The following is a 25,184-nucleotide window of genomic DNA, read 5'->3' as shown; positions in this document are numbered from 1 at the left end:
GCGCCCTGGCATTTTTCTGGAAGCAAGCCGCCTCAGTGCGCGACGTCGGCCCACACCCTGCGCTTGGTCATGTAGACCAATGCGCCGAAGACCAGCAGGAAGATCATGACGCGGAAGCCTGTCTTCTTGCGATCCTCGAGATGCGGCTCGGCCGCGAACATCAGGAAGGCCGAGACGTCGCGCGCATACTGGTCGATGGTCTGCGGCGAGCCGTCGTCATAAGTCACCTGGCCGTCCGAGAGCGGCTTGGGCATCTTCAGCGACACGCCGGACAGGAAGTACGGGTTGTAGTGCGTGCCTTCAGGGATCACCATGCCGGCCGGCGGTGTCTGGTCGTAGCCGGTGAGCAGCGAGTGGATGTAGTCCGGACCGCCCTGCGCATACTGGGTGAAGATGTCGAAGATGAAGCGCGGGAAGCCACGCTCGACGCCGCGCGCCTTGGCAAGCAGCGACATGTCGGGCGGCGCGGCGCCGCCATTGGCGGCAGCGGCGGCCTCTGTGTTCGGGAACGGCGCCGGGAAGTGATCCGACGGCTTGCCGGGGCGATCGAACATGTCGCCGGCATCGTTCGGGCCGTCATGGATGGTGTATTCGGCGGCCAAGGTCTTGATCTGCGCCTCCGAATAGCCGAGCCCTTCCAGCGTGCGGAAGGCCACCAGGTTCATCGAATGGCAGGCCGAGCAGACTTCCTTGTAGACCTTCAGGCCGCGCTGCAGCTGCGCCTTGTCATAGGTGCCGAACGGACCGGCGAAGCTCCAGCTCATTTCCTTCGGTTCGTTGATCGGGAAATGCGTCGGAGCGGCCGCGTTGTGTTCCTCTTCGGCGGCGATGGCAGCGGTGCCCGCGACCACCAGGCCAAGCAGCGCCAGCGAGGTGAGAATCTTCTTCATACCCAAAATCCCCTCAGATTCTCAGCCCGTGGTTTCCGGCGCGGCGGCAGCGCGTGCCGGATGTCCGCTGCCGCCCTTTTTCTTTTCAAGCACGGCCTCGGTGATCGAGTTCGGCAGCCTGCGCGGCGTCTCGATCAGGCCGAGCACCGGCATGATGACCAGGAAGAAGGCGAAGTAGAACAGCGTCGCCATCTGCGCCATGAACACATAGCTGCCTTCCGCCGGCTGCGAGCCCAGCCACCCGAGCAGGATGGCGTCGGCTACGAACAGCCAGAAGAACAGCTTGTACCATGGACGATAGACCGCCGAGCGCACCTTGGAGGTGTCGAGCCACGGCACCAGGAACAGCATGGCGATGGCGCCGAACATGCACAGCACGCCGCCGAGCTTGGAGTTGATCGGGCCGATGTTGAAGGTGATGGCGCGCAGGATCGCGTAGAACGGCAGGAAGTACCATTCCGGAACGATGTGGGCCGGCGTCTTCAGCGGGTTGGCGACCGTGTAGTTGTCCGGGTGGCCAAGGAAGTTCGGCAGGTAGAAGACGAAATAGGCGAAGACGAACAGGAACACGATCATGCCGAACGCGTCCTTGATGGTGGCGTATGGCGTGAAGGCGACGGTGTCGGTCTTCGACTTGACCTCGATACCGGTCGGGTTCGACTGGCCCACGACATGCAGCGCCCAGATGTGCAGCACGACGACGCCGGCGATCATGAACGGCAACAGGTAATGCAGCGCAAAGAAGCGGTTCAGCGTCGGATTGTCGACGGCGAAGCCGCCGAGCAGCAGTTCCTGGATCCAGTTCCCCACCAGCGGAATGGCGCTGAAGAAGCCGGTGATGACGGTAGCGCCCCAGAAGCTCATCTGGCCCCAAGGCAGCACGTAGCCCATGAAGCCGGTTGCCATCATCAGAAGGTAGATGATGCAGCCGAGGATCCACAGGAGCTCGCGCGGCGCCTTATACGAGCCGTAGAACAGGCCGCGAAAGATATGGATGTAGACGGCGACGAAGAAGAACGAGGCGCCGTTGGAATGGAGATAGCGCAAGAGCCATCCCGAATTCACGTCGCGCATGATCTTCTCGACCGAATCGAAGGCGAGATTGGTGTCGGAGGTGTAGTGCATCGCCAGCACGATGCCGGTCAGGATCTGCGCGGCCAGCATGATCGACAGGATACCGCCGAACGTCCACATGTAGTTGAGGTTGCGCGGCACCGGATAGGCGACGAAGCTGTCATGGACCAGCCGCGGCAGCGGCATGCGGGCGTCGAACCAGCGCTCGATACCGGTCTTGGGCGTATAGGTCGAGTGTCCCTCGCTCATCGAAATGTCCCCTGCCTCAACCGATAAGAATCTTGGTATCGGAAATGAACTTGAATACCGGGATCGCCATGTTCTCCGGCGCCGGGCCTTTGCGGATGCGGCCGGCGGTGTCGTATTGCGAACCGTGGCACGGGCAGAACCAGCCGCCGAAATCGCCTTCCTGGCCGAGCGGGATGCAGCCGAGATGCGTGCAGACCTGCACCATCACCATCCAGGCTTCCTTGCCGGGCGTGGTGCGGTTGGCGTCGGTCGCCGGCGCGTCGGACGGCAGGTTGGCGTTGCGCGCGATCGGATCCTTGAGATCGGCGAGATTGACGGCCGCGCCGTCCTTCATTTCCTTTTCGGTGCGATTGCGCACCACCACGGGCTTGCCGCGCCACTTGACGACCAGCGAGCTGCCGGGCTGCAGCGACGAGACATCGACCTCCACCGAGGCCAGCGCCAGCGTCGAGGCGTCGGGGCGCATCTGGTCGATGAACGGCCACGCGACGGCCCCAGCGCCGACAACGGCGGCCATGCCGGTGGCTACGTAGAGAAAATCGCGACGGTTGGGATCGTGGATGTCGGTTGCGCTCACGGGTGCCTGATCCTTTCGCCTCTTCCTAACCGGAGGCCGAGCCTTGTCCCCGCTCAATCGCACCTGCCCGACAGCGCATGGCGAACAGGCTAGCGAATTCCTCCGGCATTTGGAGTTCGGTTTATGCGTGCGGCCCGTTTTTGTCCAGCGGGGTGAGACCACAAGGGCAGATTGTCGCGGGTGTCCATCACGGGGAGAAATTTGACCGGACAAGCCGGATGTAGCAATATATCTACATCTGCCGGACGGAGGTGCTGAAATGAGCGTTCCGACAAAGACGACGACCACCATGTCGAGCCGTGAATTCAACCAGGATACGGCGCGCGCCAAAAGAGCAGCCAGGAACGGGCCGGTCGTCATCACTGACCGCGGCAAGCCCTCGCATGTGCTGATGTCGATGGAAGAATATCGCCGCCTGGAAAGGAAGCCGAGAAGTCTTGCGGACGCGATCGCGGACGACCGCCCCGAAGCGGATTTCGACTGGGAACCGCCTCGCCTGGAAGGGCCGTTTTTCAAGGTTCCAGACCTCGACTGATGTTCCTTCTCGATACCAATATCGTTTCGAATCTGCGTCGTCGCGACAAAGCCGATCGCAACGTTCTGGCCTGGTCGGAGACCCACGACGTCGCCAGCTTTTTCATGTCGGTCATTTCGATCCTTGAGCTCGAAATCGGCACATTGCTCTTGTCGAGGAAGGATACTCGCCAAGCCGCCATGTACCGCGATTGGCTGGACCGGACTCTGATTCCACAGTTTGACGATCGGATATTGAGCATAGACACGGCCGTTGTCGTGCGTTGCGCGAACCTCCACGTTCCCGATCCGAAGCCGGAACGGGATGCCCTTATCGCCGCTACCGCGCTCGTCAAGAACTTGACGGTCGTGACCCGCAATACCAAGGATTTTGAAGGCACGGGCGTGAAGTTGTTCAATCCCTGGATACCGGCGAAGGAGTAGGGCCATGGCGCATGTCATTGAACGCTACAGCTGGGCCGACGCCCCCGACCTCTGGATGGGCGAGCTGCAATGCGGCCAGTTCGGCGCCAATTCCTGCCTGATCTTCAACTATCAGCCGACGGCCGGCGGCGGCCCACGCCTGCACAAGCATCCCTATGCGGAAATCTTCGTCATCCGCTCCGGCACCGGCCTGTTCACGATCGGCGACCAGGAGATCAGGGCCACGGCCGGCCAGATCCTGATCGTGCCGCCCGACACGCCGCACAAGTTCACCAATCTCGGACCCGGCCCGCTCGAAAGCACCGACATACACGAGAACGGCCATTTCATCACCGAATGGCTGGAATAGCTGGCTAGCCGGCGCCGAGCCTGACCAGCACCGCGCGCGGGATGTCGTATTCGCGGATCACGGCGTCATGCTTGCGCAAACCGCAAAGCTCGCGCTGGATGAAATAGGCGTGGACGGCCGCCGCCGCTTCCTTGAGCAGCCTGTTGCGATGCTCGCCCTCGCCGCTCTCGCGCAATCTGGCAAGGCTTTCCTCGACACGCCGGCCGGCGCGGCCGAGGGCTGCCGCCTTCTCGGCGAGGATTTCGTGGCCGAGCAGATCGAGCGCGCTTTCCTGCGCGCCTGACCGTCCGAAATTCATGGGCATGCGTACAGACATGATGCCGTTCTACTGCGCCGGCCGCGTCTCTTCCAGCGCGCTTTCCTCGTTGAAGAGGAAGCCGCCGGACTGGCGTTTCCAGAGCCGCGCATAGAGCCCGTCCAGCGCCACCAGCTCGTCATGCGTGCCCTGTTCGACGATGCGGCCGCCGTCCAGCACCACGAGCCGGTCGAGCGCCGCGATCGTCGACAGCCGGTGCGCGATGGCGATCACCGTCTTTTCCTCCATCAGTCTGGTCAGGTTCTCCTGGATCGCCGCCTCTATGTCGGAATCGAGCGCGGAGGTCGCCTCGTCGAGGATCAGGATCGGCGCATCCTTGAGGAAGACGCGCGCGATGGCGACGCGCTGCCGCTGGCCGCCGGACAGCTTCACGCCGCGCTCGCCGACAAAGGCCTCGTAGCCGGAGCGCTCGCGGTTGTCGCGCAAACCCAGGATGAAGTCATGCGCCTCGGCTTTCCTGGCCGCGGCGATCACCTGCGCATCGGTCGCGTCCGGCATGCCGAGCTTGATGTTGTCGCGCAGCGAGCGGTGGAAAAGTGCGGTATCCTGGCTGACCACGCCGATATTGCCGCGCAGCGAGTTCTGCGTCACATGCGCGATGTCCTGGCCGTCGATCAGGATGTGGCCGCCCTCCAGGTCATAGAGGCGCAGGATCAGGTTGGCCAAGGTCGTCTTGCCGGCGCCCGACGGGCCGACCAGCCCGACCTTCTCGCCCGGATGCACGACGAGGTCGATGCCGTCGAGCACGCCGGCCCCCTTGCCATAATGGAAGGTGACGTTCCTGACGTCGATGCGGCCGCCGGCGACGACCAACTCCTTGGCATCCGGCGCGTCGGTCAGGCCGAGCGGCTGCGAGATCAGCGCCTTGGAATTCTCCAGCACGCCGAGATTCCTCAGGATGCCGTTGAGCTGCATCATCAGCCTTCCAAGCAGCATGTTGAGCCTGAGCACCAGCGACAGCGTGAAGGCAACGGCGCCGACCGTGATCGAACCTTCGACCCACAGATAGATGGCGAATGCGGCGATCGCCGTGATCATGATGCCGGAGAGCATGGTCAGCGCCATGCGCACGCCGGTCAGCCGGCGCGTGAACGGCCGCAGCGCGTCGAGATAGATGCCGAAGCCGCTGCGGATATAGCGATCGTCGCCGTCGGCCGAAAACAGCTTCAACGTCTGCACGTTCGAGTAGGAATCGACGATGCGGCCGGTGATCATCGAACCGGCCTCGGCCGTCGCCTCGGCATGCTTGCGGATAGCCGGCAGATAGAGTTTCGCCAGCCAGCCGAACGCGGCGATCCAGATCACCACCAGCACCGCGAGCCGCAGATCCAGACCGGCGACCAACGCCAGCGTCGTCACAGTATAGACGATCATGAACCACACGACCTCGATGAAGCTTTCCATCAGGTCGCCGGTCGCCTGCCCCGCCTGCCAGACTTTTGTCGCGATGCGGCCGGCGAAATCGTTCTGGAAGAAGGCGTAGGACTGGCGCGAGACGTGCCGGTGCGCCTGCCAGCGCACCAGATTGTAGAATCCGGGCGTGATCGTCTGCTCGTCGACCAGCGCCGACAGGCCGACCACCAGAGTGCGGATGACCAGAACCACGCCGCCCATGAACAGGAGCTCCGGACCGGCGGCCGCCCACAGCGCGTGCCAGCTGCGCTCGCCGGGCAGCTGGTCGAGGATATCGACCAGCCTCCCGACGAAATAGAACAGGCCTGCCTCGACCAGCGGCGCGATACCGCCGATGATGAGCATGGCGAAGAAGGCGAGCTTTGCCTGCCCGACATAGTGCCAGAGGAAGCCGCCGACGCTGGCGGGCGGTCGCAGATTCGCGGGCTCGCGGAACGGATAGACCCAGCGCTCGAACCAGCGATAGACGCCCTTCATCATTCCGCGGCTTCACCTTTCGTCGCCAGATCGTCGGCGGCCTGCTTTTCCTCGAGCAGGAAACCGCCCGACTGGCGCCGCCAGAGCTGGGCGTAGAGCCCACCCTTGGCAATCAAGGTCTCATGCGAGCCGTCCTCGACGATGCGCCCCTTGTCCATCACCACCAGCCTGTCCATCGCCGCGATGGTCGACAGGCGGTGGGCGATGGCGATGACGGTCTTGCCCTGCATGAGCTTGTAGAGGTTCTCCTGAATGGCGGCTTCCACTTCCGAATCGAGCGCGGACGTAGCCTCGTCGAGAATGAGGATCGGAGCGTCCTTCAGCATAACGCGGGCAATTGCGATGCGTTGCCGCTGGCCGCCGGACAGCTTCACGCCGCGTTCGCCGACAAGCGCCTCATAGCCGCTCTGCCCATACGGATCGGTCAGTGCCGCGATCACATCGTCGATCTGAGCGGCTTTGGCGGCGCTGAACATGGCCTCGTCGCTGGCCGACTGACGCCCATATTTGAGGTTCTCGCGAACGGACCGATGCAAGAGCGACGTGTCCTGATTGACGAAGCCGATCGCCGCGCGAACGCTCTCTTGCGAGACGTTGCGGATGTCCTGTCCGTCGATCAGCACCTTGCCGTCCTGGACGTCGAACAGCCGCAGCACGAGATTGACCAGCGTCGACTTGCCGGCCCCGGAGCGACCGATCAGGCCGACCCGCTCGCCCGGCGCGATCTTCAGCGACAGATTGTCGATGACGCCGCCTTTGCCGTCCTTGCGCCAGTAGTTGAAATTCACCTGGTCGAACTCGATGCCGCCGGCGATCATGACGAGAGCCGGTGCGTCAGGCTGGTCCTGCATGGTGATGGGACGCGCGATCGTCGTCATCGAGTTGCTGGCGACGCCGATCTGCCGGAAGACGTTGGCGCCGACATCGAGAATCCTGCCGGAGATGTTGGCGATCTGCAGCGCGAACGGGATCGCCGTCGCCACGGCCGCGGTGGTCATCGTCCCGGCGTTCCAGCCGGCCAGCGCCAGCCAGCTTATGGCGATGAGCAGCGCCGCGTTGAGGACGAACAGGGCCGACCACATCAGCGTGAAAACGCGCATCAGCTGGTAAAACGTGCCGGCATGCTCGACCACCGCCTGCGAGACATATTTGTCTTCGTGCTCGCCGGTCGAGAACGTCTTGAGCGTCAGGATGTTGGTGTAGCTGTCGACCATGCGGCCGCTCACCTGCGACCACCGCTCCGACAGTTGGGACGAGCGCTGGGTGATCTTCGGCATCGCGGACCAGAAGATGAGGCAGTAGAACACCAGCCACACCGCCACCACAGCCAGCAGCAGCGTGTCGAGCCGCGCCAGCACGACGATGGCGACCGCGACGAAGACCAGCGCGTACCAGACGGCATCGACCGTTAGGTTGACGCTCATCTCCACCGAATCGCCGCTCTGCATGACCTTGGTTCCGATGCGGCCGGCGAAGTCGTTCTGGAAGAAAGACCAGTCCTGGCGCACGACATGCCAATGGCTCTGCCAGCGGATGAGGTCGATGAGGTTCGGCGCGATGGCGTGGTTGCGGATGAGGCCATCGACGACCATCGACAATGGACGCAGCAGCACGATGATCGCCATCATGACGAGCACTGGCGTATGCGCGGCGAAGAAGTCGCCTGGCTTGGTGCTGGAGAGCAGGCCGACGATCAGGCCGACGAAAATCGGCAGCATCGCGTCCACTATCGCCGCGACGGCAACGATGATCATGCGCAGCCGATAGGCGGCGCGAAACTGTCTTATGAAATACCAGTAGAACCGCCAAAGCCCCATTGGCGGCTGCCTGTCGTCGGCCAGCGCCACCGGCGAATACCGGCTTTCGAACCAGGTGAAGATGCGGTCGAACATTTTTCTCTCATCGCGCCGGAAATCAGTCGACAACCGATCTGGTCGCCAGCAGGCCTCTGGCCAGGTCGTGGTTACGCCCGGGATCGATTCCCCGCAATCGCCGTAACCTTGATGCCGGAGCGGCTTGACGGCTCACAAAACCGCCGGGCCGCTCCAAGTCTTTGTTTTGCGCAATCCCGGACGGAAGGCTACGCGAAGCCGCCGAGCCCGACCGCTACGCACTTTTCCTGGAATTGCTGCAATCGCGATCGCGTTACTCCGCTGCCATCTCGGATCGAAGCGACTTGGCATCGGGCTCAGCCGGCGCGTCATCGAGCAGGAAGCCGCCCGACTGCCGTTGCCAGAGCTGGGCGTAGAGCCCACCCCTGGCGACGAGCTCCTCATGCGAGCCTTCCTCGATGATGTGCCCCTTGTCCATCACGACGAGCCGGTCCATCGCCGCGATCGTCGACAGGCGGTGCGCGATGGCGATGACGGTCTTGCCCTGCATCAGCTTGTAGAGGTTCTCCTGGATGGCCGCCTCGGCTTCCGAATCGAGCGCCGACGTCGCCTCGTCGAGGATGAGGATCGGCGCGTCCTTCAGCATGACCCGGGCAATCGCGATGCGCTGCCGCTGGCCGCCGGACAGTTTGACGCCGCGGTCGCCGACATGGGCATCGAATCCCTTGCGGCCGTTGTGGTCCGAAAGCCCGCCGATGAAATCGAGCGCCTCCGCCCGCCGCGCCGCCTCGGTGAGCATCTCTTCGGTCGCGTCGGGCCGGCCATAGAGGATGTTCTCCTTCACCGAGCGATGCAGCAGCGAAGTATCCTGCGTCACCATGCCGATCTGCGCGCGCAGCGAATCCTGCGTTACCGCGGCGATCTCCTGGCCGTCGACGAGGATCCTGCCGCTCTCCAGGTCGTAGAAGCGCAACAAAAGGTTGACCAGCGTCGACTTGCCGGCGCCGGAGCGGCCGACAATGCCGACTTTCTCGCCGGGCTTTACCGTCAGCGTCAAGTTCTCGATGACGCCCTTCTGCTTGCCGTAGTGGAAGCGGATGTCGTCAAAGCGGATTTCACCCTGGCTGACGGCGATGTCCTTCGCGCCGGGCCGGTCTTCGACGAGACGCGGCAGTGAGATCGACTGGATGCCGTCCTGCACCGTGCCGATATTCTCGAACAGCCCGGACATCTCCCACATGATCCATTGCGACATGCCCCACATCCGCAGCACCAGGCCGATGACCACGGCGACCGCGCCGATCGTCACCGCCTGACCGAGCCAAAGCCACAGTGAGATCGCCGTCACCGAGAACAGCAACAGCGAATTCAGAATGTAGAGCAGGCCATAGAGCACCGTCACCAGCCGCATCGAGCGGTAGACGGTGCCGAGGAAGCTCGCCATGCCTTCCCTGGCGAAGGTCGCCTCGCGCCGCGCATGCGAAAACAGCTTCACCGTCTGGATGTTGGTGTAGCTGTCGACGACGCGGCCGGTCATGGTCGAACGCGCATTGGCCTGCTCCTCGCCGACCTTGCCGAGCCGCGGAATGAAAAAGCGCAGCAGACCGATATAGCCGGCCAGCCATACGGCGAGCGGCGCCGCCAGCCGCCAGTCGGCCGAACCGACGATGAACAGCATGCCAAGGAAGTAGACGACGACGTAGTTCAGCACGTCGATCAGCTTGATCACGCATTCGCGCACGGCGAGCGCGGTCTGCATCAGCTTGGTGGCGATGCGGCCGGCGAACTCGTCCTGATAGAAGGCCATCGACTGCTTGAGCAAATAGCGGTGCACCTGCCAGCGGATGCGCATGGGATAGTTGCCCATCAGCGTCTGCTGGTTGAGGAGCGAATGCAGCCAGACCGTTCCAGGCAGCGCGAACAGCACGACGAAAGCCATGCCGGCGAGCTTCCAGCTCTCGGTCTGCAGGAAGGTTTCGCGGTTTTGAGCCGACAGCCAGTCGACGATGCGGCCGAGGAACCCGAACATCCAGACTTCGGTAAAGGCGATCGCCGTCACCAGCACCGCGTCGAGGATGATGTAGGGCCAGGCGCCTCGCGTGTAATGCACGCAGAAGGCGACCAGCATCTTCGGCGGCTCGACCGGCTCCGCGGCGGGAAACGGATCGAGCCTGTTTTCAAACCAGCGGAACATTCCAGGCACTCGACTTATCTATGCGCTCACGCGGCGCGGGATTGATGGGCAAGGCTTTGCGGCCGCGCGGCATTGCGGGCCGGCGATACGGAATCATCCGCGTCGCCGGCCCTATCCCGCGCAATATAGGGTTTCGCCGGCATTTCGCCGACAGGCTCGTTTGACGTCCCTGACGGCCCGGAACTTCCGGACGAAAGGGCGGAACCTGCCCGGCTCCTGTCGCCCGGCCGGATCAAACGGATGATCCGGCGCACCAGCGTGGGCCGGCTGTGATCGGGCACCGCGCGCGAGAAATCGACGTCCGGCAGCATGCCGCGATGCGGCCTGCGCCGTTCCTCGGCATGCACCGCCGACGAATAGGTCTCGCCGATCAGCAGCGCCCAGGTCGCCGCCTTGCGTTCATGCAGGCTTCTTGACCCCGGTATCCTGTAGGGATCGAACATTGGTCCGTCCTCCATATGCAAATGCGTTAAAAAGGGTGATGCGTCCTCGACCATCGGCATTCGGCCGAAGGCGCGGATCGAATCGGCCGGGACACGACAAGCGTCGGTCCTGACACGACAAGCATCGGTCCCGACACGCTCAGCTGGGGCACGGCGCCCCTTTGGCAGTTTGAAAAACATCGCAAGATTCCTTCGAAGGCCGAAAACAGGGGTCGGCGGGAATCGGTGCGATGAGGACTTAAAGTGTCAGAAGAATCGTCGTACCGAAACCGCCGGTGGGCATACGGGTGCCCCGGAGAGGAGCTGGAAGTGCATGGTCATCATGTGGTTCCCCTCCTTCGGTTCGGGTTGACGATGGTCAGCATATACTCGACTTCGCAGAAAATGGCCACCCGCCAGTCCAGAAATCGCCGAAAGCCGCAGGCGCCTGTGGCCGATCTGCCACTTATTAGCAGGATACGGAAATGAACGATCGTCTCCGCATCGCGCTCTACCAGCCGGATATCGCCGGCAACACCGGGACAATCCTGCGCTTCGCCGCCTGCCTCGGTATCGGCGTCGATGTCATCGAGCCGGCTGGTTTCTCGCTCTCCGACCGGGCGCTGAAACGCGCCGGCATGGACTATCTCGAAATGGCGGCGCTTTCCCGCCATGCCGACTGGCACGCCTTCGAGGAGTGGCGAAAGACCGGCGCGCGCCGCCTCGTGCTGCTCACCACCAAAGCCACGGCCGCCTACACCGACTTTGCTTTCGCTGCCGGCGACATCCTTCTGTTCGGCCGCGAATCCGCCGGCGTGCCGGATCAGGTCCACCACGCGGCGGACGCGCGACTGACCATTCCGATGCGGCCCGGCGCGCGCAGCATCAATGTCGCGTTGTCCGTCGCCATGGTCGCGGGCGAAGCGCTGCGACAGCTCGGCTAGAACCCCGAACCCCTCTTCGTTGCCGCGCGCAGGCTCCACTCGCGGCGTCATTCTCACCCAGGCGCACATCGCCTTCTCCTGCAATTGCCCTATCGACGTTTCTTGGCTACAAGCTCAACTTAACTTGAGGTCAAGCGGAAAAGTTCGAGATGGCTCCGGTAAAGGAATTGACGGTCGGCCAGGTGGCCGTTCGCAGCGGCGTTGCGGTATCGGCGCTGCATTTCTACGAAGCGCGCGGCCTGATCCGCAGCCACCGCACCTCGGGCAACCAGCGGCGTTACAGCCGCGACGTGCTTCGGCGCGTGGCGATCATCCGCGTCGCCCAGGAGGTCGGCATCTCGCTCGCCGACATCGCCCGGGCGTTCCAATCGCTGCCGGAAGAGCGCACACCGAACCGCGAGGACTGGAACCTGCTTTCGACAGCCTGGCGCGACGAGCTCGACCAGAAGATCGCCCAGCTCAAGAAATTGCGCGACGGCCTGACCGATTGCATCGGCTGCGGCTGCATGTCGATCGACAAATGCCCGCTGAGGAACAGGGACGACCGTCTGGCCAGGGAAGGTACCGGCGCGAGGCGGCTAATTGCACCCTGAATAGGAGCAACGCGCTTATCGCGAACAGAGAGAGGAAGCAGCTATGCTAGGACACCTGATCCAAGCAGAGGAGGAGACCAAGGTCATCACTATCTACCGGATCGATTCTGGCGGCGTGCCAACCCTCTATACCTCCGTGAGCTTCGATGAGGCGCGGAAAATGGGGCTGGAAAAATTCGGCAAACTACTTGGCGAGAACCTAATTCTAGATTCTCCAAAATTGCGCGACCTATTTTTGCCGTGAAATTCCTCAATCCGCCGCCGGCAGCCGCCGCATGGTGAACTCAATCACGTCGCCCGGGCGTTCGAACCAGCTTTCGATCTCGGTCCAGTAGGCCTGTTTCGGAAAACGCTCGAACCACTCCTTGGCCTTGAGGCGCGCATCCGGGCGCGGCAGCACGAAGGTTTCGCGCAGGAAACCGTCGCGCGGCTGGTTTTCGCGCTCAGCCCGTGAGCGCTCCAGCCTCTTGCGTAAGCCATCCAGCGGCGGTCTTGCCGGGGTGCGCACGAAGGAACTCCCTTGCACCTTGGTCAGACAGGACTTGACCCTTCCTCTCAAGAGATTAGGGATCGCGCCCTGAAAAGACGAGTCATTTGTCAGGCAAGCGCGCCTGCGACTGGAGACCGAATTGGAAAGACCTGACCTTCCCGTGGGCCTGCCGGTCGACATCGAGCAGAAGAAGATGAAGGCACGTCTGTGGTTCGAGGCCTTGCGCGAGCGCATCTGCGCCACTTTCGAGCAGATCGAGCAGGAACTCACCGGCCCGCAAGCGTCATGGTCGCCCGGCCATTTCGAGAAGACCCCCTGGGAGCGCGACGAGGGCCGCGGCGGCGGCGGCACCATGTCGATGATGCGCGGCCGCGTCTTCGAGAAGGTCGGCGTCCACACCTCGACCGTCCATGGCGAATTCTCGCCCGAGTTCAGGAAGCAGATTCCCGGCGCCGAGGAAGACCCGCGCTTCTGGGCGAGCGGCATCTCGCTGATAGCACATCCCTGGAACCCCAACGTGCCGGCCGTGCACATGAATACCCGCATGGTCGTCACCACGCGCCAGTGGTTCGGTGGCGGCGCCGATCTGACGCCGGTGCTCGACCGCCGCCGCACCCAGGACGATCCCGACACGATCGCCTTCCATCGCGCCATGCAGTTCGCCTGCGAGAAGAACGCCGCCGTCGCCGACTATCCCAAATTCAAATCCTGGTGCGACGAGTATTTCTTCCTGCCGCACCGCAACGAGCCGCGCGGCATCGGCGGCATCTTCTTCGACTGGCTGCATTCTGACGAGGACAGGGGCGGCTGGGACGCCGATCTCAATTTCGTCCAGGACGTCGGCCGCTCCTTCCTCGTCGTCTATGCCCATCTGGTGCGGGGCAATTTCAACCAGAACTGGACTGACGGCGAGCGCGACGAACAGCTCATCCGGCGCGGCCGCTACGTCGAATTCAACTTGCTTCACGATCGCGGCACCATCTTCGGCCTCAAGACCGGCGGCAATGTCGCCTCGATCCTGTCCAGCCTGCCGCCCGAGGTAAAATGGCCGTAGCTATCTGGATGTTTGGATTTCCTATTAATATTTATTTACTTTGGTATTGAAGTCCAATATGCCATCTAAATTCAATCCAGATTTATAGTCAACTATTGGTGGCTTTGTTAGATCATACTTTTTATAGATTTTGTTTTCGAGAACAAAATTGTCCAGAGCAGGCACTTGCCCTTTGTCCCAGACTGCGAGTGAGTCAAATTTTCCGTTTTCGGAAGAGGTAAATCCCGTTATCTTTCCTATATCTGCATAACCTTCTTTGAAATCGTGCTTCGCCGCCTCCGATAGATATTCAATATGAGCTTCAGCTTCCTTTGTATCGGAAAATATCAAACTGCCATCGTTACGAATATCAAGAACTTTACCATCGGACGATTTTATCGTCCTTGCGATTGAATAAAGCTTGGCTTCAGCAATCTTTTTACCCGCTTCATCTAGCTGCGAATACACCGAGGCTCCCGATGGGTTTGAAGAACCAGGCAACCCACGGCAGGGCTCGGGAGGAACGGCTTTTGGGTCGACGTTCCAAAAAGGCGGACCAAAAAAACGCACACCAACCCACATAAGATATGCCTTTTCAGGAGATACTCCGGCGGCGATCATGCCGCGACGGAATACCTCATGCGTATCGTAGTAATTTCTGATCTTCGAGCAGCAATAATAGTCGTGTATGATAGATGCATCCAGATAGGTTCCCGTGAATGGGTCTCCCACGATGGTCCACAGCTCCCATGGTATGCTGGCACCGTCGACCAATTCTCCCCTTGGGACACGCCACTTGAGGTTGTTTGGATCGGTAAAAACAAAATCTTGATCCAATAGGAAATTCATCACCTTTTCCCCCCCAACCTCGACTTGCACAAACCTTCCTACGGGATCACCCTCGAATTTGCCGTTGTATTCATCGGCGTAAGCCTCGCTTAAAAGCATCGTAGTTACAAAAAGAATGGAAAGCCGACGCATGTATCCCTCCCCAAGAAGCCCAATTTTACAGTTGAAACGTACTCCTCTGCTGGTGGGCACGTCCACCGGATTATGGTACTAACGAACACTTCACCGCACATAACAATCGGGTGAACAGGAGACAGGCCGCATTGTCGTCCCATTCGCCGAATCTTGGCGCGCAATGTGGCGGGCCGCGTTTCTTTTTCGTCTAATATCATTTTGAAAAAATTGAGCTATTTAAGGTCGTCGGGTCGGGAAGCGCCGGCGGCCGAAATGGAGATCACTTGTCTCCCGTCGGCCGCGACCCGACGCGACTTGACGGCCCTGAACGAGACGGGTGCCTCCCAAACGGTGCCCGCATTTCCAGGAGAGCCTGCCATGCGCAAGCTTATCGTGACGGCGGCGACCGCTGCCTTTCTCGCCTCCGGTGGCGCCGCGTTCGCCGCGGTCAAGCACACCACCGGTACGGTCAAGAGCTTTGACGGAACGGCCATGAGCCTTGTTCTGGACGACGGATCGACCTTCACCTTGTCCAAGGCCTTCAAGGATCCCGGCATCCAGGCCGGCGAGAAGGTTCGCGTCTCCTGGGACATGAGCGGCAAGAACAAGATTGCCGAGGCCGTCAAGATCATGAAGTGACGGCCTGCCAAGGCAGATCGAGTTCTCAGGCGGCAAGGAAGGCGGGGCAGCACTGCTCCGCCTTCCTTTTTGAAGAGAAAAGCAGTTGCCCGCGGGCTTCGATGCAACCGAAACCGGTCGCATGTGTTATGGTTTTCCAGCAGAACGAGGAAAGGAAAGTCCCATGAAGGAATTCCAATGCGGGTCGCTTGTCCCCGGCTGTGACTGGCATACGCGCGCCGAAGAAGAAGCCGAGGTGATGCGCCGTGCCGTCGAGCACATGCGCGAGACGCATGGCGAAACCGTCATCCGCGAGACGATGATCGAGGCGATACGCTCCCGCATCCAGAAGGTTCGCGACGCAGCCTGAGGGACTCCTCACCTTCGAACAGTCGACCGGCAGCGAAATCAGGATTGCTCAGGGCCTGAGCATGTTCCATCGCGAGTTGCGAACCAATTTGCCTGAGTCGATCCGGAAGGTCCGGACCGGCCTGGCATTTCAAACAGATACTTATATTCGAGTCGTCTCATTTAAGTTTGCGGTAACGGAATTCGTGCCACCGTCGGACAAATGATCCGGCTGCAGGGGCTGGCCGAGAAACTCGCCGCCACCCAAGGCGCTGACCGGATCCGTGGGGCGAGGTGTTTCGCGCATGCGCGAACGATCCGGCAAGAGGGGCACATCACGCGAGGCGGCGCTGCTGCTATGCGCATGTCTCGGCGCGACCCCCGCGACCGCCCAGGAAATGATGACCACCTCGCTGATCGGCATGCATCAGGGGTCGCCGCTGAGCGACCGTGCCAGAGGGCTCGGCGCCGGCGGTTATGAGCTGCAAAATGGAAGCTGGGTCTCGTTCAACCAATGGTACCACACGAACTGGGTGGACATGCATGTCGACCTGCTCACCCAGGTTACCGAAAACACCGGCATCCTTTGGGGGTTCGGGACCGGCGAACAAGGCAACAAATACAGTATCGGGCCCAGCCTGAAGCTCGGTTTCCTCACCCAGGCGCATCCGAATCCGAACAGCACCCTGTCCCTGTCCGTAACGTCGGTCATCGGCGGAAACCTCACCGAGAAATCTTGCTTGGCCGACTACGGGGATCTGGGCTCCTACAGCGTCAATTGCCGGCTCGCGGCCGGTGAGATGGCGCCGCAGGAAACCCTGAAATACCTGGTTAGCGCCAAGCCCGAGAGCATGCATCTGTGGCTGAATTATCGTCTCACTTTCTGATCGCCGGGAGGCCGCGAATGAAAAATCCATCTCGACCCGAAACGCGCGATCGCCCGTCCTGGTTCTTGTTTGGCTGGAGTTGGAACATGTCTGCTGGTCACCTGAAATTCGGCCTCGTTGCCGCCATCGCCATCCTTTCGGCGCCCGTTGCCTCGGCGCAGGAGGGCCTCGGCGCGGACGAGACGGCGGCGCTCTGCCATGGCGGCGGCTCCATCTGCGTGAGCGCAAGGATACCGGCCGTAAGGGCGACGACCCAAACGGTACAGAACTGGATGAGCCGCGACGTCGGCGCCGCATGGGCCGCCGGCTACAAGGGCGCGGGCGTCACCATCACGATGGTCGACGACTTCAGCAGCACCTCGCGCTTTTCCGGCAATTTCGGGATCGGCGTGCAGACCCAGCGACACGGCGAATGGACGCGCGAGGAGGCAAGCATGATTGCTCCCGCCGCGACCATCCGCTCCAAGGATTTCTCGACGGGCACGGCCGTTTCGCTGGCGAGCGGCCGTAACGTGCTGAACCTGAGCTACGGCATGTACACAACCGCGGGCTACAGCGCGAACCAGATCTGGTGGGCTCCAGAGGAGTCCTCGATCATCTCCTACGCCACCAAGGGTTCGGCCATCGTCTCGAAGGCGGCCGGCAACGACGCGGTCGCTGTCGGCGGGGTCACTGGTGGCCAGCAGGATTATCTCGACCTTGCTTTGATCGGCAAACCGACCGCGATCTTCGTCGGCGCGCTGTCGACGAACGGAACCACAGCCAACAAGGCCCAGCTCGCCTGGTATTCCGACTATGCCGGCTCCAACCAGGCTGTGCAGAGCCACTTCCTGGTGGTCGGCGTCGAGGGCGACAAGACCGGGCTCTACGGAACGTCTTTTGCCGCGCCGATCATCTCCGGATATGCTGCGATCATCGGCAGCAAGTTCACCAAGGCGACGCCGGTGCAGATCACGAACGACCTGCTCAACACGGCCCGCACCGACACCTTGGTGAACTACGACCCGTCCGTCTACGGCAAGGGCGAGGCAAGCCTTTCCCGCGCTCTCGCTCCTGTGGCCATACATTGACAGGCACCGGCCGTTCCGGCCCGCCTAGGTCTCCAGAGCCTGCGCGGCGCGTTCCAGCAGCGCGCCGCGTTCCAGGGTGAAGCCCGACTCGACCCATTCCTTCTCGAGGTTCTTCAGCGTGGCGCCGAGCTTCGGTCCCGGCGACGCGCCAAGCACGGTCAGGTCGGCGCCTTTGATCGGAAACACCGGCTTTTCCCATCTCAGCGTGAAATTGAGCAGGCGTGAAAACCCGCCGGCTTCCATCATTGCCTGATTGTCCTCGACTGCGCGCGTCCGCGCGGCGGCAAGCGCCAGCCGAATGCGGTCGATATAGCCGTTGCGATCGCCGTAATAGAGTTTCTTGGCCAGCTCGGTCTCCGTCGCCTTGGCATCCGGCGCAATAGTCAGCGCCCAATGCCGCAGGCGGCCGGCCTCGTCGTTCGACAATCGCAGCCACTCGCCAAGCGTCTTCATGCGCACGGCATCGGGCGGGACGATCGCTTCCAACCTCAGCACAGGATCGGCGGCCCAGCCAAGATCCTTTCCAGCCCTGACCAGGCCATGGATCGCGTCGATGCCCCATTTCTCGCTTTCCGGCAGCACGGCGGTGAGCACGCCTGCCTGGCGCATCCACAAGAGCGCGCGCGAGGGATCGGGGGCCGACAACAGCTTCTTCAGCTCGGACCAGACGCGTTCGGCCGAAAGCCGGGCAAGCCCGTCCTTCAGCCTGGCACAGGCCTTCAGCCCTTCAGCGTCAGGCCGTCCGTCGCCATACCAGGCAAAGAAACGGAAAAAGCGCAGGATGCGCAGATAATCCTCGCGGATGCGCGCCTCCGCGTCGCCGATGAAACGCAGCCGCCGCGCCTCTATATCGGCGACACCGCCGACGAGATCGACGACCGTGCCGTCGGCTTCGGCGTAGAGCGCGTTGATGGTGAAATCGCGCCGTTCGGCGTCCGCTTTCCAGTCGCGCCCGAAGATCACCTTTGCCCGCCGGCCGTCGGTCTCGATATCGGCCCTGAGCGTCGTCACCTCATAAGGCTTGCCGCCGGCGATCACCGTGATCGTGCCATGCTCGATGCCTGTCGGCACCGTCTTGAAACCGGCCGCCTCGGCGCGCCGGATCGTTTCCTCGGGCACGGTGGTCGCGGCGATGTCGATGTCGGCGACCGGCTGGCCGATCAGCGAATTGCGCACCGCGCCGCCGGCGACACGCGCTTCCTCGCCGCCCTGCTTGAGCGCGGCAAGAAGCCTCTGCAGATGCCTGTCGGCCAGCCAATCGGCCCTGCCCGAGAGTGACGCCTCAGCGGTCAACCATAAAGCCTTTCATAGAGCGTGCGGATTATGCCGGCGGTGACGCCCCAGATACGCTGGCCGCCATAGGGCATCTCGTAGAAGAACCATTCGAGCTCGTTCCACATGCGGCTGTCGCGCGCGTGGTTGGCCGGATCCATCAGGAAACTCAGGGGCACCTCGAAAGCCGCGTCGACCTCATCGGCATTGAGCGTCAGCGAAAAACCCTGGCCCACGATGGCAAGCACCGGCACGATGCGGTAGCCGCTGCCGGCGACGTAGTCGGGCATGCGGCCGATGATCTCGACGAAATCCCGTTCGAGGCCGATCTCCTCGAAGGTCTCGCGCAAAGCGGTTGCCTCGGGGCTTGCATCGGTCGCATCGATGGTGCCGCCTGGAAAGGCCACCTGGCCCGAATGGCTGCGCAGCCTCTCGGCGCGCTTGGTGAGCAGCACCATGGCGCCCTCGGCGCGGTCGACCACGGGAATCAGCACCGCCGCGTCGCGCAGCGGCTTGACGTGTTTGAGCCTGGGATGGCCGGGATTGAAGCGATGGTCGCCGAATTCATCGCCGGGGACGATCGCTGCTTGCGCCGCGACGCGCGTCCGAAAATCCGCGACCGAAAACGCCGCCGGCGTCACCTGGTCCATCACGCGCTCAGCCGCTTCAGATTCTCGACCGGCATGATCGGATAGACCTCGCCGCCCGAGCGGATGGCGAACATCGCCTTGCCGCCGATGTCGATCTCCTCGCCATGTTCGACCAGTTCATACATCACCGGACGCGCCACCAGCGCTTCCAGTCGTCCGCGCACCAGCACATAGGGTTTCAGTCCGCCGGTTTCGTCCTCGTCGACGAAGCGCAGCGCATGGCCGGGGCCGGCGGCGACGACATCGCCGACATTGGTGCGGAAGGTGACGACCTGATCTTTCCCGCTCCCGGACACGTTCATTTCGACGGCGATGAAGGGCGCGTCGACGACGCGGATCCCGACCCGCTCGACCGGCGTCACCAGATAGGTCTTGCCGTCGGCATCCTTGCGCAACACGCTGGAAAAGAGCTGCACCAACGGCATGCGGCCGATCGGCGTGCCGAGATAGAACCAGGTCCCGTCGGCCTTGATCTCCATGTCGAGGTCGCCGCAGAACTCCGGATTCCAGCGCTCGACCGGCGCCGGCCCCTTGCCGGCCCGGGCCGCGCGGGAGATCAGCGCCTCCAGGCCGCGCGCCTCTGTGGCGCCGATCAGGCTCTGTTTGCTCAAGCTGTGCTCGCCAGCGCTCTGTTCGTCCGGCGTTTGTTCACGATGTTCGCTGCGTTCGGCCATGGTCACGAAATAGTCACTGTTGTCCCGATTGTCAGCCTTGTCCGCCCGAGTCTGTGATTTAAGTTCAATTACAGGCGCCAGGTGAGGCCGAATCGCGGCATTCTGCGGCATCGAGAGTGCAGGCCGGCATTTCCAACCACAAGGATCGAACGGCATGAGCGTGATGATCAAGGAAAGCCCGATCAGCGAAAAAGCGATGATCGAGGAAGCCGAAAAGGCGCTGGCCGATATCTCCAGGATCCGCGACGCGGTCGGCAGGGTGATCTTCGGCCAGGAGGCGGTCGTCGAGCGCACGCTGGTGGCGCTGCTGGCCGGCGGTCATGCGCTGCTGGTCGGCGTGCCGGGCCTCGCCAAGACCAAGCTGGTCGAGACACTGGGCATCGTGCTCGGCCTCGATTCGCGCCGCGTCCAGTTCACGCCCGACCTGATGCCGTCGGACATCCTCGGTTCCGAGGTGATGGAGCAGGACGAGTTCGGCAAGCGCTCCTTCCGCTTCATTTCCGGGCCGATCTTCACGCAATTGCTGATGGCCGACGAGATCAACCGCGCTTCGCCGCGCACGCAATCGGCGCTGCTGCAGGCGATGCAGGAATATCACGTCACCATCGCCGGCGCCCGCCACGACCTGCCCGCGCCCTTCCACGTGCTGGCGACGCAGAACCCGCTGGAACAGGAAGGTACCTATCCGCTCCCCGAGGCTCAGCTCGACCGCTTCCTGATGCAGGTCGACATCCTTTATCCCGAGATCGAGGCGGAACGCCGCATCCTGCTGGAAACTACCGGCGTCGACGAAGCCAAGGCCGACAATGTGCTGCAGTCGGCACGGCTGAGGGAAATCCAGACGCTGATCCGCCGCATGCCGGTGCCGGAAAGCGTCGTCGAGGCGATCCTCAAGCTGGTGCGCTCGGCCCGGCCCGGCCAGGGCAATGCCGAGACCGACAAGCATGTCGCCTGGGGGCCCGGCCCCCGCGCCAGCCAGGCGCTGACCCTGTGCGCCCGCGCACGCGCCCTATATGATGGCAGGTTGGCGCCTTCGGTCGACGACGTTCGCGCCTTGGCCGAACCGGTGCTGCAGCATCGCATGGCGCTGACTTTCGCCGCCCGCGCCGAAGGCACTTCCGTGCGCGACGTGGTGGCGAAGCTGGCAAAAGGCGTCTGATGGGTCGAATAGGCGAGGTCCAGGCACCGGTTGCGACGCGCGACGCGCTCGCCCGCGGCCGGTTGCGGGCTTCATTGGTGCCGGACCTGCTGGTCGAGGCGCGCCGTATCGTCAACACGGTGATCGCCGGCTGGCATGGCCGCCGCAAGCGCGGCATCGGCGAGAATTTCTGGCAGTTCCGGCCCTATGTGGAAGGCGATTCCTCGCGCATCGACTGGCGTCGCTCTGCCAGGGACGACCACACCTATGTGCGCGACCGCGAATGGGAAGCCGCGCACACCGTCTGGCTCTGGGCCGACCCCTCGCCTTCCATGCTCTACAAATCCGCCGCGGCAAGCGTTTCCAAGCAATCGCGCGCGCTGGTGCTGGCGCTCGCCCTGGCCGAGCTCTTGTCGCGCAGCGGCGAGCGCATCGCCTGGCCGGGCCTGACGGACCCGTTCACCGCCCGCAACGGCGCCGAGCGCATCGCCGCCCAGCTCAGCCATGCCGCCGCGCTTCCGGCCAAGCCCGATCTGTCGGCCATCCGCCGCTTCTGCGACATCGTGCTGGTCAGCGATTTCCTCGATCCGGTCGAGGAAACCATGGCATGGCTCGACATGCTCGCCCGCCACGGCGTGCGCGCGCATCTGATCGAGGTGGCCGACCCGGCCGAAGAAACCTTCCCCTATGCCGGCCGCACCGAGTTCACCGACCCCGAGACCGGCGACAAGCTGACCGCCGGCCGCGCCGAGATGCTGGCCGAAGAATACCGCCTGCTTTACCGGGCCCGCCGCGAGGAACTGGCCGCCTGGTGCAAGCGTCTCGGCTGGAGCTACACCGTCAACCACACCGACCGCCTCGCCTCCGAGGCGCTGGTACGCATCCACCTGGCGATGACCGCTGACGGCACCAATTTCGGAAGGGCGGTCGCATGAGCTGGCTGCCGCTTTCTTTCGGGGCGCCCATGGTGCTGTGGGGCCTTCTGGCCCTGCCGGTGATCTGGTGGCTGCTGCGCCTCACCCCGCCCCGGCCGCAGACGGAGGTTTTCCCGCCGCTGAGAATCCTCGCCCGGGTCCTGAGGCGCGAAGAAACCCCGCAGCAAAGCCCGTGGTGGCTGACGCTGCTTCGCTTGCTGATGGCGGCGCTCATCGTGATGGCGCTGGCCGAGCCGGTCTTCAACCCGCGCGAAAAACTGCCGGCGGAGGGCGCCGCCCTGGCGCTTGTCGTCGACAATGGCTGGGCGAGCGCCGCCGACTGGAACAAGCGCGTCGCCACCGCCGAGCGGCTGATCGCCGATGCCGGCTCGAACGGCGTGCCGGTCGTCATCGCCTTCACCGCCGAGAAGCCCAATGCCGAGATCGGCCCTTTCGACGCTTCGGCCGCGCTCGATCACCTGCGCGCCGCCAAGCCGCGGCCGATTCCTACCGACAGGCCCGCCGTCTACGCCCGCGTCGCCGCCGCGTTGGAGCGACTGCCGGGCGCCAGCGTTGCCGTGCTCGCCGATGGGCTTGCCGCCAAAGGCGACGAGGCCGCTTTCAGGACGCTGCTCGAAAAGAATGCGACACGGCTGGTCTGGGCTACGTCCGACCGGCCTTCTGTGACCGGCCTGATCGGCGCCGACAACCAGGTCGATGGTTTCGCTTTGAGCGCCATTCGCGCGCCGGGCAATCCGGCGCCGGCGCAGGTCACCGCTGGCGCCTTCGACGACAAGGGCCGCCGCATCGCCGATGCGACGCTGACCTTCGCGCCGGGCGAAGCCGCCGCCACGGGAACAATGGCGGTCCCCTTCGAGCTGCGCAATGATTTCGCTTCGATCGCGCTGGACGGCGAGCATCAGGCCGGCGCCGTGCGCGTGCTGGACGAGAGCTCGAAACGCCGCCGCGTCGGCCTTCTGTCGCAGGCCGAGGCCGACCAGGCGCAGCCGCTTCTGTCGCCGCTCTATTACATCCGCCGCGCCCTGCAGCCCTTCGCCGACCTTGTCGAGCCGTCGAGCGCCGATCTCGCCGACGCCATTCCGCAGCTTCTCGACCAGAAGCCGGCGATGATCATCATGGCCGACGTCGGCACCATCCCGGCGCAGGTCAAGCAGCGGCTGGTCGACTGGGTCGACAAGGGCGGCACGCTGGTCCGCTTTGCCGGTCCCCGCCTTGCCGCGGCCGGCAATGACGACGACCTTTTGCCGGTCAGGCTGCGCAGCGGCGAGCGCGCGCTGGGCGGCGCGCTGTCGTGGACGACGCCGCAGGCGGTGACCGAATTCCCGAAGAACGGTCCTTTCGCCGATCTTTCCCCGCCCTCCGAGGTGACGGTCAGCCGGCAGGTTCTGGCCGAGCCGACGCCCGACATCGTCGAGCGTACTTGGGCCACGCTTGCCGACGGCACGCCATTGGTGACGGGCATGAAGAAGGACAAGGGCACGCTGGTGCTCTTCCATGTCACGCCCGAGGCGACCTGGTCGAACCTGCCGATCTCCGGCAGCTTCGTCGAGATGCTGCGGCGTGTCGTGCAATTGTCGCGCAACCAAGGCGCCGCGATCGCCAATGCCGAGGCCACCGCCGCGTCGCTCGCCCCCTATCGCATGATCGGCGCCGACGGCACGCTGACGCCGCCCTCGCCGGATGCGCGGCCGCTGGTGCCCGGCGCCGGTCCGCTGCCGGTGACGCTGGAAAACCCGCCGGGCCTTTACGGCTCGGAGACCGGCGTGTTCGCTCATAATCTTCTCGATGCTTCGAGCACATTCGCGCCGCTGGCGCGCCCGCAGGTTTCGCTGCCGGTGACTGCTATCCCCTACGCCTTCGACGAATCGGAGAATCTCAAGGGGCCATTGGTCGCCATCGCGCTCCTGTTGATGGTGCTCGACACCTTGGCCGTGTTCTGGATGGGCGGCCTGCTGACGCGCCGGCCGCGCCGCGCAGGCACGGCGGCGACCGCCGCGGCGGTCCTAGTCGTGCTGGGCGGCCTCTTCGGCCATGCCGATCTTGCCCGCGCCGACGATTCCAAGCCCGGCGACACCCAGGCGATCGAGGATATTTCGAAAACCCGCATCGCCTATGTGATCACCGGCGAGCCCGGCGTCGATTCGATCAGCCGCGCCGGCCTCGAGGGCCTCACCCGTTTCCTGATCGAGAAGACCGCGCTTGAGCCCGGCCCGCCGGCCGGCGTCGACATCGCCAAGGACGAGCTGTCCTTCTTCCCGCTGATCTATTGGCCGATCGATGCGACGGCACCTATGCCCAGCCAGGCGGCGATCGCCCGCATCGACGCCTATATGCAGCAGGGCGGCACGGTTCTGTTCGATACGCGCGACCAGTTTTCGAACGGCATCGGCGCCGGCTCGGCAAGCCCGGCGACCGAGCGGCTGCGCGACATCCTGGGTAATCTCAACGTGCCGCCGCTGGAGCCGGTGCCGTCGGACCACGTGCTGACCAAATCCTTCTTCATCCTTCCGGAATTCCCCGGCCGCTTCAACGGCAGCCCGCTCTGGGTCGAGGCCTCGCTCGACGCCAGCAACACCGAGAACCGCCCGGTGCGCACCGGCGACGGCGTCTCGCCGATCATGATCACCGCCAATGATTTCGCCGGCGCCTGGGCCATCGACGAGAACGGCGATCCGATGCTGCCGACCGTGCCGCCGGATCCGATGCAGCGCATCTACGCGCTGCGCGCCGGCGTCAACATCATGATGTATATGCTGACCGGCAACTACAAGTCCGATCAGGTGCATGTGCCCGTGCTGCTCGAACGTCTGGGGCAGTAG

27 protein-coding genes are annotated in these 25,184 nt (G+C 63.4%); 14 read left to right on the top strand and 13 right to left on the bottom strand.

The genetic code is table 11. The features are described from left to right. Positions 1–32: 32 nt before the first annotated feature. The 3 genes from FJ425_RS16375 to petA are packed head-to-tail and all read right to left on the bottom strand — an operon-like array spanning position 33 to position 2,790. The gene (locus FJ425_RS16375; RefSeq protein ID WP_140635447.1) at positions 33–890 is read right to left on the bottom strand and encodes a cytochrome c1; all 858 of its coding nucleotides are present in this window, start codon (positions 888–890) and stop codon (positions 33–35) included. 21 nt (positions 891–911) lie between these two features. Further along, a complete protein-coding gene (locus FJ425_RS16370) occupies positions 912–2,213 on the bottom strand; it encodes a cytochrome b N-terminal domain-containing protein (protein ID WP_140543252.1) in 1,302 nt (433 codons plus the stop codon). A 16-nt stretch (positions 2,214–2,229) separates the two neighbouring features. Then, positions 2,230–2,790, bottom strand: a complete 561-nt coding sequence (gene petA / locus FJ425_RS16365; RefSeq protein WP_095766509.1) for a ubiquinol-cytochrome c reductase iron-sulfur subunit — start codon at positions 2,788–2,790, stop codon at positions 2,230–2,232. A 259-nt stretch (positions 2,791–3,049) separates the two neighbouring features. Here petA and FJ425_RS16360 point away from each other — a divergent pair, with 259 nt between their 5' ends. From FJ425_RS16360 to FJ425_RS16350, 3 genes are read left to right on the top strand one after another with little or no spacing between them, the layout of a single operon-like run. Beyond that, the gene (locus tag FJ425_RS16360) at positions 3,050–3,325 is read left to right on the top strand and encodes a type II toxin-antitoxin system Phd/YefM family antitoxin (RefSeq protein ID WP_140635443.1); all 276 of its coding nucleotides are present in this window, start codon (positions 3,050–3,052) and stop codon (positions 3,323–3,325) included. Beyond that, positions 3,325–3,747 carry a type II toxin-antitoxin system VapC family toxin gene (locus tag FJ425_RS16355; protein WP_140635441.1) on the top strand — a complete coding sequence of 141 codons (423 nt, stop codon included), beginning with the start codon at positions 3,325–3,327 and terminating at the stop codon, positions 3,745–3,747. The genes FJ425_RS16360 and FJ425_RS16355 overlap by 1 nt, the downstream gene beginning before the upstream one ends. Before the next feature lie 4 nt (positions 3,748–3,751). Next, on the top strand, positions 3,752–4,096 hold the full coding sequence (locus FJ425_RS16350; protein WP_140635439.1) for a cupin domain-containing protein: 345 nt from the start codon (positions 3,752–3,754) through the stop codon (positions 4,094–4,096). A 4-nt stretch (positions 4,097–4,100) separates the two neighbouring features. Here the strand turns inward: FJ425_RS16350 and FJ425_RS16345 are convergent, their stop codons facing one another. The 5 genes from FJ425_RS16345 to FJ425_RS16325 form a co-directional block, all read right to left on the bottom strand. Beyond that, on the bottom strand, positions 4,101–4,412 hold the full coding sequence (locus FJ425_RS16345) for a DUF6665 family protein (protein ID WP_140635437.1): 312 nt from the start codon (positions 4,410–4,412) through the stop codon (positions 4,101–4,103). Between the two features lie 9 nt (positions 4,413–4,421). Continuing rightward, positions 4,422–6,305 carry an ABC transporter ATP-binding protein gene (locus FJ425_RS16340; protein ID WP_140635435.1) on the bottom strand — a complete coding sequence of 628 codons (1,884 nt, stop codon included), beginning with the start codon at positions 6,303–6,305 and terminating at the stop codon, positions 4,422–4,424. Beyond that, entirely contained in the window at positions 6,302–8,194 is a 1,893-nt protein-coding gene (locus FJ425_RS16335) for an ABC transporter ATP-binding protein (RefSeq protein ID WP_140635433.1), read from the bottom strand. The genes FJ425_RS16340 and FJ425_RS16335 overlap by 4 nt, the downstream gene beginning before the upstream one ends. A gap of 253 nt (positions 8,195–8,447) precedes the next feature. Next, positions 8,448–10,328 (bottom strand): ABC transporter ATP-binding protein, encoded by a 1,881-nt coding sequence (locus tag FJ425_RS16330; RefSeq protein WP_140635431.1) that lies wholly within the window; start codon positions 10,326–10,328, stop codon positions 8,448–8,450. Between the two features lie 26 nt (positions 10,329–10,354). Then, entirely contained in the window at positions 10,355–10,771 is a 417-nt protein-coding gene (locus FJ425_RS16325; RefSeq protein ID WP_246673578.1) for a hypothetical protein, read from the bottom strand. Positions 10,772–11,235: 464 nt separating this feature from the next. Here FJ425_RS16325 and FJ425_RS16320 point away from each other — a divergent pair, with 464 nt between their 5' ends. The 3 genes from FJ425_RS16320 (at position 11,236) to FJ425_RS16310 (ending at position 12,531) form a co-directional block, all read left to right on the top strand. Beyond that, the gene (locus FJ425_RS16320) at positions 11,236–11,694 is read left to right on the top strand and encodes a tRNA (cytidine(34)-2'-O)-methyltransferase (RefSeq protein ID WP_140635428.1); all 459 of its coding nucleotides are present in this window, start codon (positions 11,236–11,238) and stop codon (positions 11,692–11,694) included. 149 nt (positions 11,695–11,843) lie between these two features. Then, the gene (gene soxR / locus FJ425_RS16315) at positions 11,844–12,287 is read left to right on the top strand and encodes a redox-sensitive transcriptional activator SoxR (protein ID WP_140635426.1); all 444 of its coding nucleotides are present in this window, start codon (positions 11,844–11,846) and stop codon (positions 12,285–12,287) included. Positions 12,288–12,330: 43 nt separating this feature from the next. Further along, a complete protein-coding gene (locus FJ425_RS16310) occupies positions 12,331–12,531 on the top strand; it encodes a hypothetical protein (protein ID WP_140635424.1) in 201 nt (66 codons plus the stop codon). Positions 12,532–12,537: 6 nt separating this feature from the next. On the opposite strand, the gene FJ425_RS16305 is transcribed toward FJ425_RS16310, so the two are convergent. Next, positions 12,538–12,795 carry a hypothetical protein gene (locus tag FJ425_RS16305; RefSeq protein WP_095766723.1) on the bottom strand — a complete coding sequence of 86 codons (258 nt, stop codon included), beginning with the start codon at positions 12,793–12,795 and terminating at the stop codon, positions 12,538–12,540. Between the two features lie 121 nt (positions 12,796–12,916). Between FJ425_RS16305 and hemF the strand changes: the two genes are divergently transcribed. Then, entirely contained in the window at positions 12,917–13,831 is a 915-nt protein-coding gene (gene hemF / locus FJ425_RS16300) for an oxygen-dependent coproporphyrinogen oxidase (protein ID WP_140635422.1), read from the top strand. A gap of 24 nt (positions 13,832–13,855) precedes the next feature. Here the strand turns inward: hemF and FJ425_RS16295 are convergent, their stop codons facing one another. Then, entirely contained in the window at positions 13,856–14,791 is a 936-nt protein-coding gene (locus FJ425_RS16295) for a DUF1353 domain-containing protein (protein WP_140635421.1), read from the bottom strand. Between the two features lie 360 nt (positions 14,792–15,151). Between FJ425_RS16295 and FJ425_RS16290 the strand changes: the two genes are divergently transcribed. The 4 genes from FJ425_RS16290 (at position 15,152) to FJ425_RS16275 (ending at position 17,696) form a co-directional block, all read left to right on the top strand. After that, positions 15,152–15,412: a DUF1344 domain-containing protein gene (locus FJ425_RS16290; RefSeq protein WP_140546196.1), complete on the top strand. Its 261-nt coding sequence runs from the start codon at positions 15,152–15,154 to the stop codon at positions 15,410–15,412. Between the two features lie 163 nt (positions 15,413–15,575). After that, positions 15,576–15,761, top strand: coding sequence for a DUF1059 domain-containing protein (locus tag FJ425_RS16285; protein ID WP_095766497.1), 186 nt, complete (start codon positions 15,576–15,578; stop codon positions 15,759–15,761). A gap of 283 nt (positions 15,762–16,044) precedes the next feature. Beyond that, entirely contained in the window at positions 16,045–16,626 is a 582-nt protein-coding gene (locus FJ425_RS16280; RefSeq protein WP_140635419.1) for a hypothetical protein, read from the top strand. An 86-nt stretch (positions 16,627–16,712) separates the two neighbouring features. Beyond that, positions 16,713–17,696: a S8/S53 family peptidase gene (locus FJ425_RS16275; RefSeq protein ID WP_140724837.1), complete on the top strand. Its 984-nt coding sequence runs from the start codon at positions 16,713–16,715 to the stop codon at positions 17,694–17,696. Positions 17,697–17,720: 24 nt separating this feature from the next. Here FJ425_RS16275 and FJ425_RS16270 read toward each other — a convergent pair whose 3' ends face one another. Genes FJ425_RS16270 through FJ425_RS16260 form a run of 3 tightly spaced genes read right to left on the bottom strand, consistent with a single transcriptional unit; the run spans position 17,721 to position 20,403 of the window. Further along, the gene (locus FJ425_RS16270) at positions 17,721–18,989 is read right to left on the bottom strand and encodes a CCA tRNA nucleotidyltransferase (RefSeq protein WP_140635415.1); all 1,269 of its coding nucleotides are present in this window, start codon (positions 18,987–18,989) and stop codon (positions 17,721–17,723) included. After that, positions 18,986–19,618, bottom strand: coding sequence for a CoA pyrophosphatase (locus FJ425_RS16265; protein ID WP_140635413.1), 633 nt, complete (start codon positions 19,616–19,618; stop codon positions 18,986–18,988). Before FJ425_RS16265 ends, FJ425_RS16270 begins: the two co-directional genes overlap by 4 nt. Continuing rightward, positions 19,618–20,403 carry a DUF1285 domain-containing protein gene (locus tag FJ425_RS16260; RefSeq protein ID WP_246673577.1) on the bottom strand — a complete coding sequence of 262 codons (786 nt, stop codon included), beginning with the start codon at positions 20,401–20,403 and terminating at the stop codon, positions 19,618–19,620. Before FJ425_RS16260 ends, FJ425_RS16265 begins: the two co-directional genes overlap by 1 nt. Before the next feature lie 43 nt (positions 20,404–20,446). On the opposite strand from FJ425_RS16260, the gene FJ425_RS16255 reads away from it, so the two are divergent. Genes FJ425_RS16255 through FJ425_RS16245 form a run of 3 tightly spaced genes read left to right on the top strand, consistent with a single transcriptional unit; the run spans position 20,447 to position 25,184 of the window. Then, a complete protein-coding gene (locus FJ425_RS16255; protein ID WP_140635411.1) occupies positions 20,447–21,451 on the top strand; it encodes a MoxR family ATPase in 1,005 nt (334 codons plus the stop codon). Continuing rightward, positions 21,451–22,365: a DUF58 domain-containing protein gene (locus tag FJ425_RS16250; RefSeq protein ID WP_140635410.1), complete on the top strand. Its 915-nt coding sequence runs from the start codon at positions 21,451–21,453 to the stop codon at positions 22,363–22,365. The genes FJ425_RS16255 and FJ425_RS16250 overlap by 1 nt, the downstream gene beginning before the upstream one ends. Further along, a complete protein-coding gene (locus FJ425_RS16245) occupies positions 22,362–25,184 on the top strand; it encodes a DUF4159 domain-containing protein (protein ID WP_140635408.1) in 2,823 nt (940 codons plus the stop codon). The genes FJ425_RS16250 and FJ425_RS16245 overlap by 4 nt, the downstream gene beginning before the upstream one ends.

The sequence above is a fragment of the Mesorhizobium sp. B2-7-2 genome (genome assembly GCF_006440775.1).
In the GTDB taxonomy this organism is placed as follows: Bacteria; Pseudomonadota; Alphaproteobacteria; order Rhizobiales; family Rhizobiaceae; genus Mesorhizobium.
The sequence above is the reverse complement of the archived record's forward strand: the minus strand, read 5'-3'. Positions and strand labels throughout refer to the sequence as shown.